Here is a 15,370-nt window from a genome sequence, read left to right as displayed (position 1 = left end):
GTTCCTTTAGGATTTCAGGCCGCGGGCTAGGCGCCGCGGCGAAGGTCGGCTCCGAGGTCCAGGTCCGCGGTGCGGACCGGCAGCCCGGATTCCAGGGAGGCATTGCCGGCAATGCCTACGGACACGGAGCGGAGGCCGTCGAGGTAGCCGGATGGGCGGCCCAGCGGGTCCTCGCCGGGGCCGTTGAAGAGGTCGGAGAGCAGGAGTTCGTCGCCGCCGCCGTGGCCTCCTTCACCGTTGACGATCGGCACTTCATAGGCCGCCTCCCAGTGCCGCTGGACCACGAGTCGTTCGCCGTTGCGGCGGACCGCGTCGTCCTCTTCGACCGGCGTCGCGGAGGGGTCCACCACGGTCTTCTTGTCGGTGCTGTGCACAACTGCTGCGCGTTCCACCACTTCGAGTTCGGCCCGGCCCTCGGTGCCGTTGACCGACACGCGGTAGCCTTCCCACGGGCTGTGTGCGTTCAGGGAGTAGCTCAGGCGCGGGCCGCCCTGGTACTCCACGACGAGGGCAAGGTTGTCTTCGATGGTGATGCCGCCGGTGAAGACGTCCTGGTCGCGGCGGTAGCCGTCGTAGTGCTCGTTGTCCAGGAACAGTGCCTTGAGGCGTTCGTCTTCGCGCAGGTCCAGCGCAAAGGGGTCCTTCTTGGCGGAAGCCTGCCCGCCGGCGTCGGGCGTTCCACGCTCCGGACGGGGCCCCAGGCCGCGCTCGGCGGCGTTCTTGTCGCCGTAAAACTTCAGTCCGCCCGAGGCGAAAACGCGCTCGGGAACGTCGTCGATCCACCAGTTGACCAGATCGAAGTGGTGGGAGGCTTTGTGGATCAGCAGTCCCCCGGAGTTCTTCTTTTCGCGGTGCCAGCGGCGGAAATAGTCCGCGCCGTGCACGGTGTCCAGGACCCAGCTGAAGTCGATGGACGTGACCTTGCCGATCACGCCGCTCTGGATGATTTCCTTCAGGGCGCTGTTGCGTGGCGAGTACCGGTAGTTGAAGGTGACCACCACGTTGCGGCCAGTCTCTTCCACGGCCCTGGTGATCCGGCGGCAGCCCTCGGCGTCGATGGTCAGGGGCTTTTCGACGACGACGTCGGCACCGGCCTCGAGGCCTTCCACGATGTAGTCGGCGTGGGTGTAGTCCGGCGTGGTCACCACGACGCGGTCAATGCCGTTGTCCCGGATGAAAGCGGTCAGATCGGCGGGATCGAAAGCCGCGACGGGACCGGGAGCGCCGAGTTCCTGGATGAGCTTCTGGTAGAACTCCACGCGGCCGGGGTTCACGTCGGAGAAGGCCACCAGTTCGGCGGTGTCCGAGTGCTTGCCGAGGATGGCACGGATGTACATTTCGGACCGGCCGCCCGTGCCGATCAGCGCGATGCGGGCTTTGCGGACAGGGCTGGCGGAGCCGTAGCCGGCGGCTGCGTCGGCTGTTGTGTCGCTGGCTGTGGTGTCGTCGGCTGCGACGGTGCTGCCCGGAGTGACGGTGTTGGCGGTGTTGCCCATTGCGGTGTAACCCTTTCGGAAGGCAGGAACGCTGGCCGCTTGACGGCCGGTAGTGGTGCGGTGAGAATTATGAGAAAGCGTTTTCTCGGAGCGTTATAAGCTTTGTATCAAGACTCTGGCGGTCCCGTCAACCATCCCCCGAACGGGGAGGCCTGAACGGGAAGACAAAACCGGCAGGAGTCGGAGAAGCCCGGAAAGGGGCAGCATTGGGCAGGAGAGCCACCACCCGGCGAATCGGCATTGCCGACGTCGCCCTCAAGGCCGGCGTTTCGCACGCCACCGTGTCGCGTGTCATGAACGGCAACTTCACGGTTGACCCCACCATCGCCGAGCGGGTCCGGGCGGCCGCAACCGAGCTGAACTACCAGCCAAACCCGGTGGGCCGCAGCCTGGCGCTGGGCAAGACAGACACCATCGGGATCGTGGTGCCGGACCTCTCCAACCCCACGTTCCAGGCCATCCTCCGCGGCCTCAGCATGGCGGCCGCACAGGATGGCTACCGCGTCCTGATCGCTGATTCCTCCGAAGTGTCCAGCGAGGAAGCCATCCTCGCCGGCGAGGCGCGCCGACGCTGCGACGGCCTGGTCTTGTGCGCACCGCGCATGGCCGACGCCGAACTGGAAGAGCTGGCGCCGTCGCTCCAGCCCATGGTGCTGATCAACCGCACCACGGTGGACACCCATACGCCGAGCCTCATGGTGGACTACGGCCAGGGCATCCAGGAACTGGCCGAGCACCTCGTGGGCCTGGGCCATACCCGGCTCGCCTTCCTGGCCGGCCCGGCCCGAAGCGCGTCGAACGGCCTGCGCCTCGCGGGCCTGGCAAAGTTCACGGCGGCCCACCCGGGGATTGAACTGCAAATGCTCGACGGCGGCTCCACCTTTGAGGCGGGGCACCAGTCAGTGGATGCCGTCCTGGCAAGCGGCGCCACGGGCATCCTGGCCTTCAACGACCTCGTGGCCATGGGTCTGCTGAGCGGACTCCACGAGCGCGGCATCCGGGTCCCTGAAGACATGTCCGTCACCGGCTTCGACGACATTCCGTTTGCCCGCTACACCACCCCAACGCTTACGACGGCGGCGGTTCCCATCACCGAGCTTGGCCAGCAGGCGTGGCACCGGATGCGGGACCTGATCCGCAACATATCCTCCGACGAAGCCGCCGGGGGGCCCACGGTGTTCGAGCCAAAGCTCGAGGTCCGCAGCAGCTCGGGAGCCGCACCCGGGACCGCCTAAACCGCCCAGCCCCGACTCGGGCGAGTTCCGCCTAACCCGCTTGCCTAGGCGCCGGCCCGGGCGGTGCCAGCGGGGGCACCTAGGCTCCGGGCGGTGCCAGCAGCACGTCGACGAGCTGCGTCAGGCCGTCCGCCATGTCCACGCTCTTGTCGTAGAGCCACTGCAGCTGGAGGCCGTCGAAGGCTGCCACCACCAGCCGGGCCAGCATCGTGGCGGACACGTCCGCGCGCACTTCACCGGCGGCCTGGCGCCGGCCGATATCCTCGGCCAGCTCCGCCACCACCTGGGCATAGCGTTCCTGGAAATAGGGGTGCGAGTCATGCCCCGGATCATTCGCCGTCGCCGAAGCCACGGCATAGAGCGTGGTGAGTCCCGGCTCCTTGCGGTTGCGCTCAGCGATCGGCGCCATCAGCCGCAAGCCCACCTCCTCGTGGTCGCTGATGGCCAGGCTCCGCCGGTCCCGCTCCGCCAGCACCGCCGTCAGCAGCTCCTGCTTGCCCCGGAAGTAGTGGAACAGGGTAGCCTCCTTGACCCCCACCAGCTCCGCTACGCGCTTGAGCGCCGTCCCTTCGAAGCCTTCGGTGGCAAAAACATCGGTGGCCGTCTGGATGATCTGTTCGCGGCGTTCCGCTCCCTTTGCGTACTGGCCGCGTGGCTTCGACGTAGACATTGAGTCAGTGTATTTCACTTTTTTCGTTGAAAATCTAGTCACACTTGGTTTTTGTCGCTACCATCGTTCTCAGGACCCAACGGAGGGTCACTTTTCGTCAGGAGGCAATGTGGCCGTCAAGACCATTCCCCAGGATTCCGAGGCTTCTCCGGCCGGCGGAACACCCATCAGCAGTACTTCAACAAGCACCGCCGCTTCGAGCACCACCGCCTCTGGCGCGGCGCCCGCAGCGGCACAGACCAAGGCCCCGCGCGCCTACGTCATCGGCATGCCCATCGCCAGCGCGGGGCTCTGGATGGCGGTGCTGGCACCGGCCCTGGTAGTCCTGGCCATCAAGGTCTCGGAAATCACCACGCCGGACACCCGCGCCGGGGCACTGAGCCTCGTGGCCGGCGTCGGCGCCCTGGTTGCCCTGCTCGCCAACCCGTTCTTCGGCAGGCTGAGCGACCGCACCACGTCACGGTTCGGCATGCGCAAACCCTGGATCGTCGGCGGCTCCCTCCTGGGGCTCGCTTCCTTGTTCCTGCTGGGTTCAGCCACGGGTGTTGCCGGCGTGCTGGTTGCCTGGGTCATCGCCCAGCTCGGCTTCAACGCCGCCCTCGCAGCACTCGTCGCCACGCTTCCGGACCAGGCAGCCCCGGCTGAACGCGGGCGCCTCTCCGGCCTGATCGGCATGACCCTTCCGATCGGCCTGGTCGCCGCCGCCTTCTTCGCGCAAATGTTCGATAACGCGCTGCAGATGGCCGTGGTGCCCGGAATCGTCGGCACCGCAGTGGCCATTGCTTTCGCATTCACCTTCAAGGACCGCGTGCTGACGGAAAAGCCCGCCCCGCTGAACCTCAAGGAGATCCTGGGCTCGTTCTACTTCAACCCCCGCACCTACCCAGGACTGGGCTGGGCGTGGCTCACCAAGTTCATGGTCTACATCGGCTACTGCGCCGGCCTGCTCTACCTGCCGTACTTCTTCACGGACCACCTGCACGTGGCTGAAACCCAGGTCACCAGCCTGGTGTTCCAGGCCACCCTGGTCAGTTCCGCCGGCACGGTCGCCACGAGCCTCGCCGGCGGCTGGATCAGCGACCGCATCGGCAAGCGCAAAGGCATGGTGATCATCTCCGCCCTGATCATGATGGTGGGCCTGATTGTCATTGCCACCAGCAGCACCACCGGCCAGGTCCTAGTGGGCCAGGCGATCGCAGGACTGGGCCTTGGTTGCTTCAGTGCCGTGGACGTCGCCCTCATCACCGACCTCCTGCCCGGCAGCCAGGGCGACAACGCCAAGACCTTCGGTGTCTTCAACATCGCCCAGGCACTCCCCCAGTCCCTTGTGCCCGCCGTCGCCTTCCCTGTCATTGCCTTCGGCGGCTACCCCGCACTGTTCCTCGGCGGTGCGGCCATCGGCATCATCGGCGCCGTCCTCGTCATCCGCATCAAAGGAGTCAAGTAAATGAACCCCGCACTTTCACCGGCCGTGCTCGCCCCGGCGTCGGATTCCCCGGACGCCGAGGCCCGGATCCGCGAACTCGCCCAAAGCCTCACCCTCGAACAGCAGGTACAGCTACTGACCGGCGCGGACGTCTGGTCCACCCACGCCATTCCGGAAATCGGCCTGAGCCGCGTGGTGATGTCGGACGGCCCCGCCGGCGTCCGCGGTGAAGACTTCGACGAGCGCCACGACTCCGTCTCCCTGCCGTCGTCGTCCGCTTTGTCCGCCACCTGGAGCGTCGAAACGGCGCGCCGCTACGGCCAGGTCCTCGGCCAGGAGGCGCGCCGCAAGGGCGTGCACGCCGTCCTCGGACCCACCATCAACCTGCACCGCTCCCCGCTGGGCGGCCGGCACTTCGAATGCATGAGCGAGGATCCGCGGCTGACCGCAACCATGGCCGCCGGGTATGTTGCCGGCGTGCAGTCCATGGGTGTAGGCGCCACCCCCAAGCATTACCTGGCCAACGAGGCCGAGACGGACCGCTTCACCGCCGACTCGGTAGTTGACGAACGTCCGCTGCGCGAGCTCTACCTGGCGGCCTTCGAAGACGCCATCACAGAAGCCCGCGCATGGCTGGTGATGAGCTCCTACAACTCCATCAACGGCACCACGGCGAGTGAAAACAAGCTGCTCGAAACCCCGCTGTCCACGGAATGGGGTTTCAACGGCGTCGTGGTCTCGGACTGGACCGGAGTCCGCTCGGTGGATGCGGCCAACGCCCACCAGGACCTGGAAATGCCGGGACCCGTGGGCCACTGGGGCCCCAAGCTGCTGGCCGCCGTCAAGGACGGCCGTGTCAGCCGCGACGCCATCGTGGAAAAGGTCACCCGGATCCTGCGGCTGGCGGCGCGCGTCGGCTCACTCGAAGGATTCGCGCCTGCGGTGACCGAGCTCCCCGCCCAGCTGAACGGCGCCGCCGTCGCCCGTGAAGTGGCTGTCCGCGGCGCAGTGCTGGTCCGCAACGAAGGCGGAATCCTTCCGCTCGACGCCACGAAGCTCGGCAGCGTGGCGGTCATCGGCCACAACGCCGAAGAAGCACGCACGCAGGGCGGCGGCAGCGCCACCGTGATGCCCAAGTACAACGTCTCGCCCCTGCAGGGCCTCCGCAAGGCACTGCCCGACGACGTCAAGGTCAGCTATGTCCGCGGCGCCAAGGTGGCCGAGGGCCTCCAGGCCTTCCCCCGCACCTCGCTCCGCAACCCCGTGTCCGGAGTGCCCGGAATCCGCGTGACGTTCCTTGCCCCTGACGGCACCGAGATCTCCGGCGAAGACCGCCTCGCCTCGCACCTGATCTGGTTCGGCATCGGAATTCCCGACGGCGCCGCCTCCATCCGGATGGAGGCCGACTGGACTGCCGAAACGGCGGGCGTCCACCACCTGGGCGTCGGCACCGTGGGCCAGATCCGGCTCGTGCTTGACGGAGCCGAGGTGTTCAACAGCGAGCTCGAAGACGACACCGACGTCCTCGGCGCCGCCCTGTTCGATCCGCCCAAGACCGTCCATGCCATCGAAACAGCCGCCGGCCAGAGCGTCCGGATCGAGGCCGAATACCAGCTGCCCGCGCAGCAGGTCATCCCCTTCACCGCCATCCTGCTCGGTGAGGAAACCGTGGTGGCGGACCCGCAGTCGGAGATCGACGCCGCCGTGGAAGCCGCACGGGCAGCCGACGTCGCCGTTGTGGTGGTTGGCACCAACGCGGCCATCGAATCCGAAGGTTTCGACCGCAAGGACCTGGACCTCCCCGGCCTGCAGAACCAGCTGGTGGAAGCCGTGGCCGCCGTGAACCCGCGCACGGTGGTGGTGGTGAACTCCGGTTCGCCCGTGCTCATGCCGTGGCTGGACAAGGTGGGCGCCGTGCTGCTGGGCTGGTTTGGCGGCCAGGAATTCGGCACGGCCATCGCCGACATCCTGCTGGGTGCGGAGGAGCCGGGCGGCCGCCTGCCCACCACCTGGCCGGCCGCGCTGGCGGATGTCCCCGTCCTCAACACCACGCCGGTGGACGGCAAGGTGGTCTACTCCGAGGGGATCCACATCGGATACCGGGCGTGGCTCAAGCAGGAAGCCGCGGGTGGCGCCGCTCCGGCGCTGCCGTTCGGCTTCGGCCTGGGCTACACCACCTTTGAGCTGGGCACCGCCCACGCGCCCCAGTACGTGAGCGCCGGCCAGGACGTTGTGCTGCACGTCCCGGTCCGGAACACCGGCACACGCACCGGCCGCGAAGTGGTGCAGGTGTACCTCGACCGTGCAGAGTCTGCCGTGGAGCGACCGGTCCGCTGGCTCGCCGGCTACGCCGGAACGCACCTGGCGCCGGCGGGAACGGACAGCGTTGAGGTCCGTATTCCGGCAAAGGCCTTCGGGCATTACGACGGCGGCTGGCAGTTCGAGCGGGGCACGTTCCGCCTGCTGGTGGGACGGCACTCTGCCGATGACTTCCAGACGCTGGAGATCGAACTGCGCTAAGCCATCGCTCATGGCTAAAGCCGGGCTGGATCCGAATCCTTCGGGCCCAGCCCGGCTTCTTTGTAATACCCCTCGATATGGGCCGCCACGAGCCCGGCCGCCCTGCCGCCGTCGTGGTTGTTAATGGCGGCGAGGATGTCGCGGTGTTCGGCGCGGAGCCGTGCGGCGGTGGCGTCCCAATCGGGAAGGTTCGCTGTGAGTTTGCCGGCATAGCTTTGGATCGCTTCCCGGAGGGAGCCCATCATGGCGCTGACCACGGCGTTGCCCGCGGCCTCAGCGAGGGCAAGGTGGAAACGGACGTCAAGGGCCAGGAACTCATCGGTGTCCGGGCAGGCGTCCATCTTTTCGAGCAGTGAGGCGGCTTCCGCCAGGGCCGGAGAGTCCCTACGGGCCCGGGCAACAGCCCAGGACTCAAGCAGGACGCGGGTCTGCACAATGTCCGCGACCGGCAGGTGCGAGGTGGCCACATGGAGGCGCAGCGCCGAGCCGAGCGCCGCCGTCGGGTCCGCGATGACCACGGTGCCGGCGTCGGGACCGGATCCCACGCCTGCCCGGACTACCCCCATGGCTTCCAGAATGCGGATGGCTTCACGGACGGAGGTGCGCGAGACCTGCAGCTGTTCGGCCAGCGTCCGCTCCGCCGGCAGCCGGCCGCCCAGGGCCAGTTCGCCGCTGGAAAGCTGGTTCTCGATCCATTGCAGGACCAATTGATGAGTACGCATGGGCCAATGGTACTTGATGTGGTTGGACCACATCCTTTAGAGTGTGGTTAGACCACAGAGCCACCACCACAGCCCGATGCCCCGGAGGCAGCAATGACGCACACCATCCAGCCCAACAACCCCGAGACCACCCCGGCCCCCGAAACATCGGATGCGCCGGCCGCTGGCGCCGCCGCGCCAGCGGGCACCTCCCTGTCCGGCGCATTGAACGGCGCAGTAGCCAAGGCCTCAGCCGCGGTCCCGGCAGCCCTCAAGCGCCGCGTGCCTAAATACTCGGACCTCGCGCCGCTGATGCAGTTCAAGAAGCCGGAGTTCAGCCGCGCCGCGAAGCTGCAGCGCGCCAGCACCATCTGGGAACTGCGGGACATGGCCAAGCGCCGCACCCCGCAGGCTCCCTTCGACTACACCGACGGCGCAGCCGAAGCCGAGATCACCCTGCGCCGTGCCCGTGAGGCCTTCCTGGACATTGAATTCCGGCCGGGCATCCTCCGGAATGTCTCCAGTATCGACCTGAGCACCGACATCCTGGGCAAGCCGTCGCGCCTGCCCGTCGGTATCGCGCCCACGGGCTTCACCCGGATGATGCAGTCCGAAGGCGAATACGCCGGGTCCCAGGCCGCCGAGGCCGCCGGGATCCCCTACACGCTCTCCACCATGGGCACCGCGTCCATCGAGGACGTTGCCGAGGCCGCGCCGAACGGCCGGAACTGGTTCCAGCTGTACCTGTGGACGGACCGCGACCGCTCCCTCGAACTCATCGAGCGCGCCGCCAAGGCAGGAAACGACACCCTGATGGTCACCGTGGATACCGCCGTCGCCGGCGCCCGCCTCCGCGACGTCCGCAACGGCATGACCATTCCGCCGGCGCTGACGCTGAAGACCGTGCTGGATGCGTCCTACCGCCCGGCCTGGTGGTTCAACTTCCTCACCCACGAGCCGCTGACCTTCGCGTCGCTCTCCCGCTACACCGGCACGGTGGCCGACCTGATCAACTCCATGTTCGATCCCACCCTGACGTTCGAGGACCTGGACTGGCTGCGCGAAACCTGGAAGGGCAAGCTGGTGGTGAAGGGCATCCAGACCGTCGAGGACGCCCGCAAGGTGGTGGACCACGGAGCCGACGGCGTCGTGCTCTCCAATCACGGCGGCCGCCAGCTGGACCGTGCGCCCATCCCGTTCCACCTGCTGCCGGACGTCAAGGAAGCGTTCACCAGGGACAACTCGGACGCCGCAATCATCCTGGACACCGGCATCATGAGCGGCGCGGACATAATTGCCGCGCTTGCACTGGGCGCCGACTTCACGCTGATCGGCCGCGCCTACCTGTACGGCCTCATGGCCGGCGGCCGGGCCGGCGTGGACCGTGCCATCCAGATCCTGGAAAAGGACATGACCCGCACCATGGCACTGCTGGGCGTCAGCAAGCTCTCCGAGCTGACCCCGGACCACGTGCGGATCCTCGGCAAGTAGGCCGGGTCCCGTTTTCGGAAACCCACCCAACTGACTGGCAGTTAACGCTCCCAAAACGCGTTTTCACAGCGTTAACTGCTAGTCAGTTGGGTGGGGCCGGGCTACTTCTTGCGGCCGAACTTGGGCAGGTTCGCGATGAGGTCGGCGGCCTTCGTGGCGGCCCGGCCCACGGTGCGGCCGATCTGCTGCGGGACGGTGTCATCCCCGGCCGTGGCCACGGGGATCGCAACGGCCGGGCTCAGCTGGCCGCCTTCCGAGGCCGCGGACACCGCCGCAGCGGCCGGTCGGGCGGTGCCAGCAGCAGCCGGCACCGGCGCCGGCGCCGCGGTTTCCGCGGTCTGCTCCGTCTTTACCTCCAGGATCTGGGCGGCCGGGGAGCTGACGACGGCGGCGGCGCGCGGCCCGACGTCGAACGTCCCCAGCCAATCGGCGACGCCGGCAAGGGGCTTGGGGTTCAGCGCGTAGTAACGCTTCTGGCCCTGGGCGCGCATGCTGACGAGGTCGGCCTCGCGGAGTACCTTCAAATGCTTGGAAATGGTGGGCTGGCTGGCGTCCAGTTCCTCTACCAGTTCCCCCACTGCTTTGTCCCCCGAGCGGAGGGAGACCAGAATGTCACGCCGGGTTGCCTCAGCAATGACGGCAAATACGTCGTCTGTCACCATGTGATCCACCCTAGCGACATATACGCCGGATGGCATCCACTATTTCGTCCCGCGCACGACCGCCATTGCCCTGTACCGGCGCCGGTGCTAGAACGGACTCACGGCTGCCCGGGGCTGTCCGGCTGCAGCCGCTCAAACATGAGGGGTGGGTGGCAATGGATTTCCTCCGCCAGCAGCTGTTCAACATCATCGCGTTCGTGTTTTTGGGCCTGTTCGTGGCGGTCTGGGGCTCCGTGCTGCTGCGCGTCGGGTTCTGGGTGCCGGACGGCAGGACGGTTGCGCCGCCACTGAACGGTGCCCTGGTCACCGCGGCGGGCGTGCTGGCCACCTCGCTGAGCTCGCTGACGGCGTCGGCCCTCGGATTCACCATCGCCGAGGTGCGCCGCGACGAAGAGGTCCGCCGCGACCTTGCGCCGGGCGACGCGGATGCCGTCTCCTTCAACCCGGCCGAGGTCACTGCCCGCCTGTCCGGCCGGATCGTGGCCGCAGTGGTGGTGTACCTGGCCGTGGGGCTGCTGGTGTTGCTGCTCTGGCTGGTGAAGGGAACAGCGTCCACCGACTTGATCGGCGCCTTCGCGCTGTCCTTGCTGGGCTGGCTCATCGGGGCCGCCGGGGTGGTGTTCCAGACCGAGAAGCCGATTTCCTAGCCTAGACAGGCCAGCGCTAGTCGAACCAGGGATCCAGTCCGTACAGCGGGAACACTTCCTTGCGCGTGGCCATCACGGTGCGGTCCACTTCGTCGTTGGGATCGAAGCCCACCTCCCACGAACGCCACCACACGTCCACGTCGTCGCCCATGAATTCGGGCGCCGGCACGCCGTAAACGGCCCCGTACTTCTCCTGGACGTACTGCCGCCAGTCGGCCGGGACGGGGGTGCGGAGCGGCACCGGACGGCCGGCCGCGATGGCAATCAGGTGGCTCCAGGACCGCGGCACCACGGTGATCACGTTGTAGCCGCCCCCGCCGGTGGCAATCCACCGGTTGTCGCAGTAGCGGGCAGCGAGATTCCCGACGGCGGTGGCCGCTTCACGCTGGCCGTCCACGCTGATGTTGAGGTGCGTCAGTGGATCCAGCCGGTGCGAGTCGCAGCCGTGCTGGCTCACAATCACCTCGGGCTCGAAGACACCGATCAGTTGCGGCACCACCGCGTGGAATGCCCGGAGCCAGCCGGCGTCGCCGGTGCCGGCTGGCAGGGCCACGTTCACCGCGCTGCCTTCCGCGTTGGGGCCGCCGATCTCGTTCGCGAAGCCCGTCCCGGGGAACAGGGTCAGGCCGGTCTCGTGCAGTGAAATGGTGAGGACCCGGGGGTCATCCCAGAAGATGCTCTGTGTCCCGTCGCCGTGGTGTGCGTCGACGTCGATATATGCGACGCGCTGCACACCGCCGTCGAGCAGTTTCTGGATCGCCAGGGCCGCATCGTTATAGATGCAAAAACCGCTGGCGCGTTCACGGGAGGCGTGATGCATGCCGCCGCCGAAATTGACGGCCCTGACTGCGCTGCCGTCCAGGATGGCACGGGCAGCCAGCAGTGAGCCGCCGGCAAGCCGCGCGCTGGCCTCGTGCATGCCGGGAAACGCGGGGTCGTCTTCCGTCCCGAGGCCCCGTTCAAGGTCGGGGACCTCCGGGTTTGAGCTGACGCGGCGGACCGCAGCCACGAATTCGGGACTGTGGACGGTGCACAGTTCGTCGTCGCCGGCCACGTCCGGGGCGGCCACGGTGACGTGTCCCAGGTCCAGCAGGCCCAGGCTGCGGGCCAGGCGGGCGGTCAGCTCCATGCGTTCGGGGGCCATCGGGTGCCCGTGGCCGAAGTTGTAGGCAGTCATGGCCATGTCCCACACCACCATCGTTGGCAGTGCGGGCTGCGTGAGTCCGGGCAGGAATGTCATCAAGGACAGGCTACCTGAGCCGGGCACCCGGATTTCCCGGTCATCGCGCGGAATATAGTGGTTTACTACTGAAGGAAGCCGATTCAACCGAGGAAAAGCCGCACATGACGCAAAGCCAGCCGAGGTCCCAGAGCCCGGCTAACTGGCATCCCGGCATGCCGGAGCGTGAGGGCCTGTGGATTTTCACGGGTATCCGCGACTTTATCGACAACATCGCCAACACGTCGCCGGCACGGCTGGCGCTGACCGCGTTCGGTGTCGTCATCATCTTGTTCACAGGGCTTCTGTCCCTGCCGGCGTCCTCCGCCTCCGGCGATTTCACTCCCCTGCACCAGGCTCTCTTCACCGCGGTGTCCGCGGTCTGCGTCACCGGCCTGACCGTCGTTTCCACCGCGGTGCACTGGTCCTTCTTTGGCCAGCTGGTCATCCTGATCGGCATTTTCGTCGGCGGCCTGGGCACGCTGACGCTGGCCTCGCTGCTGGCGCTGATGGTCAGCAAGAAGCTAGGCGTCCGAGGCAAGCTGATTGCCCAGGAAGCCATGAACAACGCCGGCCGCCTTGGCGAAGTGGGCACCCTGCTGCGGATCGTCATCACCACCTCCGTGGTCATTGAGGCTGCCCTCGCCGTTGCCCTGGTCCCCCGCTTCCTGGCGCTGGGAGAGAGCTTCGGCCAGTCGGTGTGGCATGGCGTCTTCTATGCGATCTCAGCCTTCAACAACGCCGGTTTCACGCCGCACTCGGATGGCATCGTCCCGTACGAGACCGATCTCTGGATCCTGGTCCCGCTGATGCTCGGCGTCTTCCTGGGCAGCCTGGGTTTTCCCGTGGTGATGGTGCTGCAGCAGAACGGGCTGAACTGGAAGAAATGGAACCTGCACACCAAGCTGACCATCCAGGTGTCGTTCATCCTCCTGGCGGCCGGAACGGTGCTGTGGGGGCTCATGGAGTGGGAGAACATGCGGACCATCGGTTCCATGGACATCGGCGACAAAATCACCCACTCGCTGTTCGCCTCCGTGATGACCCGGTCCGGCGGCTTCAACCTGGTGGACCAGAACCACATGGAATCCACCACCATGCTCCTCACCGATGCCCTGATGTTCGCCGGCGGCGGTTCGGCCTCAACGGCCGGCGGCATCAAGGTGACCACCATCGCCGTCATGTTCCTGGCCATCGTGGCCGAGGCCCGCGGCGACGCCGACGTGAAGGTTTACGGCCGCACCATCCCGCAGGGAACCATGCGGGTGGCCATCTCGGTGATCGTCGCTGGCGCGACGCTTGTCTCCGTCTCAGCCTTCATGCTGCTGCACATCAGCGGGGCGTCCCTGGACCGGGTGCTCTTCGAAACCATCTCAGCCTTCGCCACCGTGGGCCTCAGCACGAACCTCAGTGCCGAGCTGCCGCCGTCGGGCGTTTATGTCCTGTCCGCGCTGATGTTTGCCGGACGCGTGGGCACCGTGACCCTCGCCGCTGCGCTGGCCCTGCGCCAGCGCAGCCAGCTGTACCACTACCCGGAAGAGAGGCCCATCATTGGCTGATTCCTCAGGCGCCGTAAATCGCCCCGCCCACAACGCCCCCGTGCTGGTGATTGGACTGGGCCGCTTCGGCTCATCCACCGCCGAACAGCTGGTCAAACAGGGACGCGAGGTCCTGGCGATCGAACGCGACCGCAACCTGGTGCAGAAATGGGCCCCCGTGCTCACGCACGTCGTCGAGGCCGACGCCACCAACATCGACGCCCTGCGGCAGCTCGGCGCGCAGGAGTTCAGCTCCGCCGTGGTGGGGGTGGGCACCTCCATCGAGTCCTCGGTGCTGATCACCGTGAACCTTGTGGACCTCGGGATCCAGCACCTCTGGGTCAAGGCGATCACCCCGTCCCATGGCAAGATCCTGACCCGGATCGGCGCCAACCACGTGATCTACCCGGAGGCCGACGCCGGCGTCCGTGCCGCGCACCTGGTGTCCGGACGGATGCTGGACTTCATCGAGTTCGACGACGACTACGCGATCGTGAAGATGTATCCGCCGCGGGAGACTGTCGGGTTTACCCTCGAGGAATCCAAGGTCCGTTCCAAGTACGGCGTGACCATTGTGGGCGTGAAGACCCCGGGCGAGGACTTCACATACGCCCGCCCGGAGACCAAAGTGTCATCGCGGGACATGCTGATCGTGTCCGGCCACGTGGACCTGCTGGAACGGTTCGCCGCCCGCCCGTAAGCGGTCCCGCCCGTAACCGGTGCAGGGTTTGTGCGGCGGCCCCGGCCGAGGCGGCTAACCGAGTTGCTGGGTGATTTCGGCTGCCCGGGCGGCCGCGGCGCGGGCGCCGTCGGCGATGATCGATGGCAGGCCGCGCTCGTCGAACGTGGCAATGGCGCGCTCGGTGGTGCCGTTCGGGCTGGTCACGGCCTTCCGCAGTGCGGTGGGATCCGCGCCGGGCTCAGCCAGCATCAGGCCGCCTCCCGCAACCGTTTCCCGTGCCAGCAGGAGTGAGAGCTCCGGATCCAGCCCCAGTTCGACGCCGGCCGCCGCCATCGCCTCGGCCAGGTAGAACACGTAGGCCGGCCCCGAACCGCTGATGGCGGACAGTGCATCCACCTGCTCTTCGGGCACCTCCACGACGGTCCCGGCACCTTTGAGGATGTCCTTGGCCAGTTGCAGCTGTTCGGCCGAGCAGTTGGTTCCGGGCGAGACGGACACGACACCGCGCCCGAGTTTGGCAGGCGTGTTCGGCATGGTGCGGATCACGGGCTGGCCGGCCGGCAGCGCAGCTTCGAGCTGCGCGATGGACACCGCGGCTGCCACACTGATCACGATGGTTTTCGGGGACAACGCACCGCTGATTTCCCTCGCGAGGTCGGCAATTCCCACAGGCTTGACGCCAAGGATTACGACGTCGGAGCCGGTGGCCGCCTGCATGTTGTTCTCCGGCTCCTCTTCGCCGGCTATGGCCGTAATGCCGGGGTGCCGCTGGGCAAGTTCGGCGGCACGCTCTGCGCGCCGGACGGTGGCCACGACATCCGCGGGATCCGTTCCGGCCTCCAGCATGCCGCTCATGACGGCCTCGTTCATGGATCCACAGCCAAGGAATGCGATTCGGTTGCTCATTGGTCCATCATGGCAGTTCGCCGCGCTTTGTCGCATCCGGCCCTATTCACAGCTCGCTCACATGATGGCCGCAGCTTCTTCACAAAGTGGACCCATAACGTAGTTATTACCTCATTGAGGGTGCGAGTGATGAGGCAAGCATGGGGATGTTTGCCTGGCACCGGTGGTCTGCAGCAG

General features: G+C 67.0%; 13 protein-coding genes. 7 read left to right on the top strand and 6 right to left on the bottom strand.

Annotation, left to right across the window (positions count from 1 at the left end; genetic code table 11):
• Window positions 1-26: 26 nt before the first annotated feature.
• Window positions 27-1,496, bottom strand: coding sequence for a Gfo/Idh/MocA family protein (locus tag AC07YR_RS09220; RefSeq protein ID WP_494733776.1), 1,470 nt, complete (start codon window positions 1,494-1,496; stop codon window positions 27-29).
• Window positions 1,497-1,702: 206 nt separating this feature from the next.
• On the opposite strand from AC07YR_RS09220, the gene AC07YR_RS09215 reads away from it, so the two are divergent.
• On the top strand, window positions 1,703-2,731 hold the full coding sequence (locus tag AC07YR_RS09215; RefSeq protein ID WP_494733775.1) for a LacI family DNA-binding transcriptional regulator: 1,029 nt from the start codon (window positions 1,703-1,705) through the stop codon (window positions 2,729-2,731).
• A 79-nt stretch (window positions 2,732-2,810) separates the two neighbouring features.
• Here the strand turns inward: AC07YR_RS09215 and AC07YR_RS09210 are convergent, their stop codons facing one another.
• A complete protein-coding gene (locus AC07YR_RS09210; protein WP_055804879.1) occupies window positions 2,811-3,401 on the bottom strand; it encodes a TetR/AcrR family transcriptional regulator in 591 nt (196 codons plus the stop codon).
• Window positions 3,402-3,510: 109 nt separating this feature from the next.
• Here AC07YR_RS09210 and AC07YR_RS09205 point away from each other — a divergent pair, with 109 nt between their 5' ends.
• Window positions 3,511-4,848, top strand: coding sequence for an MFS transporter (locus AC07YR_RS09205; protein WP_235506077.1), 1,338 nt, complete (start codon window positions 3,511-3,513; stop codon window positions 4,846-4,848).
• Window positions 4,849-7,347 carry a beta-glucosidase family protein gene (locus tag AC07YR_RS09200; RefSeq protein WP_494733774.1) on the top strand — a complete coding sequence of 833 codons (2,499 nt, stop codon included), beginning with the start codon at window positions 4,849-4,851 and terminating at the stop codon, window positions 7,345-7,347.
• A gap of 14 nt (window positions 7,348-7,361) precedes the next feature.
• Here the strand turns inward: AC07YR_RS09200 and AC07YR_RS09195 are convergent, their stop codons facing one another.
• Window positions 7,362-8,069, bottom strand: a complete 708-nt coding sequence (locus tag AC07YR_RS09195; RefSeq protein WP_494733773.1) for a FadR/GntR family transcriptional regulator — start codon at window positions 8,067-8,069, stop codon at window positions 7,362-7,364.
• Window positions 8,070-8,162: 93 nt separating this feature from the next.
• Between AC07YR_RS09195 and AC07YR_RS09190 the strand changes: the two genes are divergently transcribed.
• Complete coding sequence (locus tag AC07YR_RS09190) at window positions 8,163-9,539, top strand: alpha-hydroxy acid oxidase (RefSeq protein WP_436058533.1); 1,377 nt, start codon at window positions 8,163-8,165, stop codon at window positions 9,537-9,539.
• Between the two features lie 101 nt (window positions 9,540-9,640).
• Here the strand turns inward: AC07YR_RS09190 and AC07YR_RS09185 are convergent, their stop codons facing one another.
• Complete coding sequence (locus tag AC07YR_RS09185) at window positions 9,641-10,201, bottom strand: ArsR/SmtB family transcription factor (RefSeq protein WP_436058534.1); 561 nt, start codon at window positions 10,199-10,201, stop codon at window positions 9,641-9,643.
• Between the two features lie 155 nt (window positions 10,202-10,356).
• Here AC07YR_RS09185 and AC07YR_RS09180 point away from each other — a divergent pair, with 155 nt between their 5' ends.
• Window positions 10,357-10,848, top strand: a complete 492-nt coding sequence (locus tag AC07YR_RS09180; protein WP_436059359.1) for a hypothetical protein — start codon at window positions 10,357-10,359, stop codon at window positions 10,846-10,848.
• Between the two features lie 16 nt (window positions 10,849-10,864).
• On the opposite strand, the gene AC07YR_RS09175 is transcribed toward AC07YR_RS09180, so the two are convergent.
• Complete coding sequence (locus AC07YR_RS09175) at window positions 10,865-12,088, bottom strand: acetoin utilization protein AcuC (protein ID WP_494733772.1); 1,224 nt, start codon at window positions 12,086-12,088, stop codon at window positions 10,865-10,867.
• 104 nt (window positions 12,089-12,192) lie between these two features.
• Here AC07YR_RS09175 and AC07YR_RS09170 point away from each other — a divergent pair, with 104 nt between their 5' ends.
• On the top strand, window positions 12,193-13,626 hold the full coding sequence (locus tag AC07YR_RS09170; RefSeq protein WP_436058536.1) for a TrkH family potassium uptake protein: 1,434 nt from the start codon (window positions 12,193-12,195) through the stop codon (window positions 13,624-13,626).
• Window positions 13,619-14,305: a potassium channel family protein gene (locus tag AC07YR_RS09165; RefSeq protein ID WP_043437835.1), complete on the top strand. Its 687-nt coding sequence runs from the start codon at window positions 13,619-13,621 to the stop codon at window positions 14,303-14,305. Before AC07YR_RS09170 ends, AC07YR_RS09165 begins: the two co-directional genes overlap by 8 nt.
• Before the next feature lie 54 nt (window positions 14,306-14,359).
• Here the strand turns inward: AC07YR_RS09165 and proC are convergent, their stop codons facing one another.
• A complete protein-coding gene (gene proC, locus AC07YR_RS09160) occupies window positions 14,360-15,193 on the bottom strand; it encodes a pyrroline-5-carboxylate reductase (RefSeq protein ID WP_436058537.1) in 834 nt (277 codons plus the stop codon).
• Window positions 15,194-15,370 lie beyond the last annotated feature (177 nt).

It is taken from the genome of Arthrobacter sp. GW460-12-1-14-TSB2 (assembly GCF_059423525.1).
Note: the sequence above shows the minus strand (reverse complement) of the source record. Positions and strands in the feature narration are given on the sequence as shown.

What these genes read in the sequence shown, in the direction of transcription:
- AC07YR_RS09195 (WP_494733773.1), bottom strand. Translation starts at nt 8,069, where the DNA reads ATGCGTACTCATCAATTGGTCCTGCAATGGATCGAGAACCAGCTTTCC.
- AC07YR_RS09185 (WP_436058534.1), bottom strand. Translation starts at nt 10,201, where the DNA reads ATGGTGACAGACGACGTATTTGCCGTCATTGCTGAGGCAACCCGGCGT.
- AC07YR_RS09175 (WP_494733772.1), bottom strand. Translation starts at nt 12,088, where the DNA reads ATGACATTCCTGCCCGGACTCACGCAGCCCGCACTGCCAACGATGGTG.
- AC07YR_RS09180 (WP_436059359.1), top strand. Translation starts at nt 10,357, where the DNA reads ATGGATTTCCTCCGCCAGCAGCTGTTCAACATCATCGCGTTCGTGTTT.
- AC07YR_RS09220 (WP_494733776.1), bottom strand. Translation starts at nt 1,496, where the DNA reads ATGGGCAACACCGCCAACACCGTCACTCCGGGCAGCACCGTCGCAGCC.
- AC07YR_RS09170 (WP_436058536.1), top strand. Translation starts at nt 12,193, where the DNA reads ATGACGCAAAGCCAGCCGAGGTCCCAGAGCCCGGCTAACTGGCATCCC.
- AC07YR_RS09210 (WP_055804879.1), bottom strand. Translation starts at nt 3,401, where the DNA reads ATGTCTACGTCGAAGCCACGCGGCCAGTACGCAAAGGGAGCGGAACGC.
- AC07YR_RS09190 (WP_436058533.1), top strand. Translation starts at nt 8,163, where the DNA reads ATGACGCACACCATCCAGCCCAACAACCCCGAGACCACCCCGGCCCCC.
- AC07YR_RS09200 (WP_494733774.1), top strand. Translation starts at nt 4,849, where the DNA reads ATGAACCCCGCACTTTCACCGGCCGTGCTCGCCCCGGCGTCGGATTCC.
- proC (WP_436058537.1), bottom strand. Translation starts at nt 15,193, where the DNA reads ATGAGCAACCGAATCGCATTCCTTGGCTGTGGATCCATGAACGAGGCC.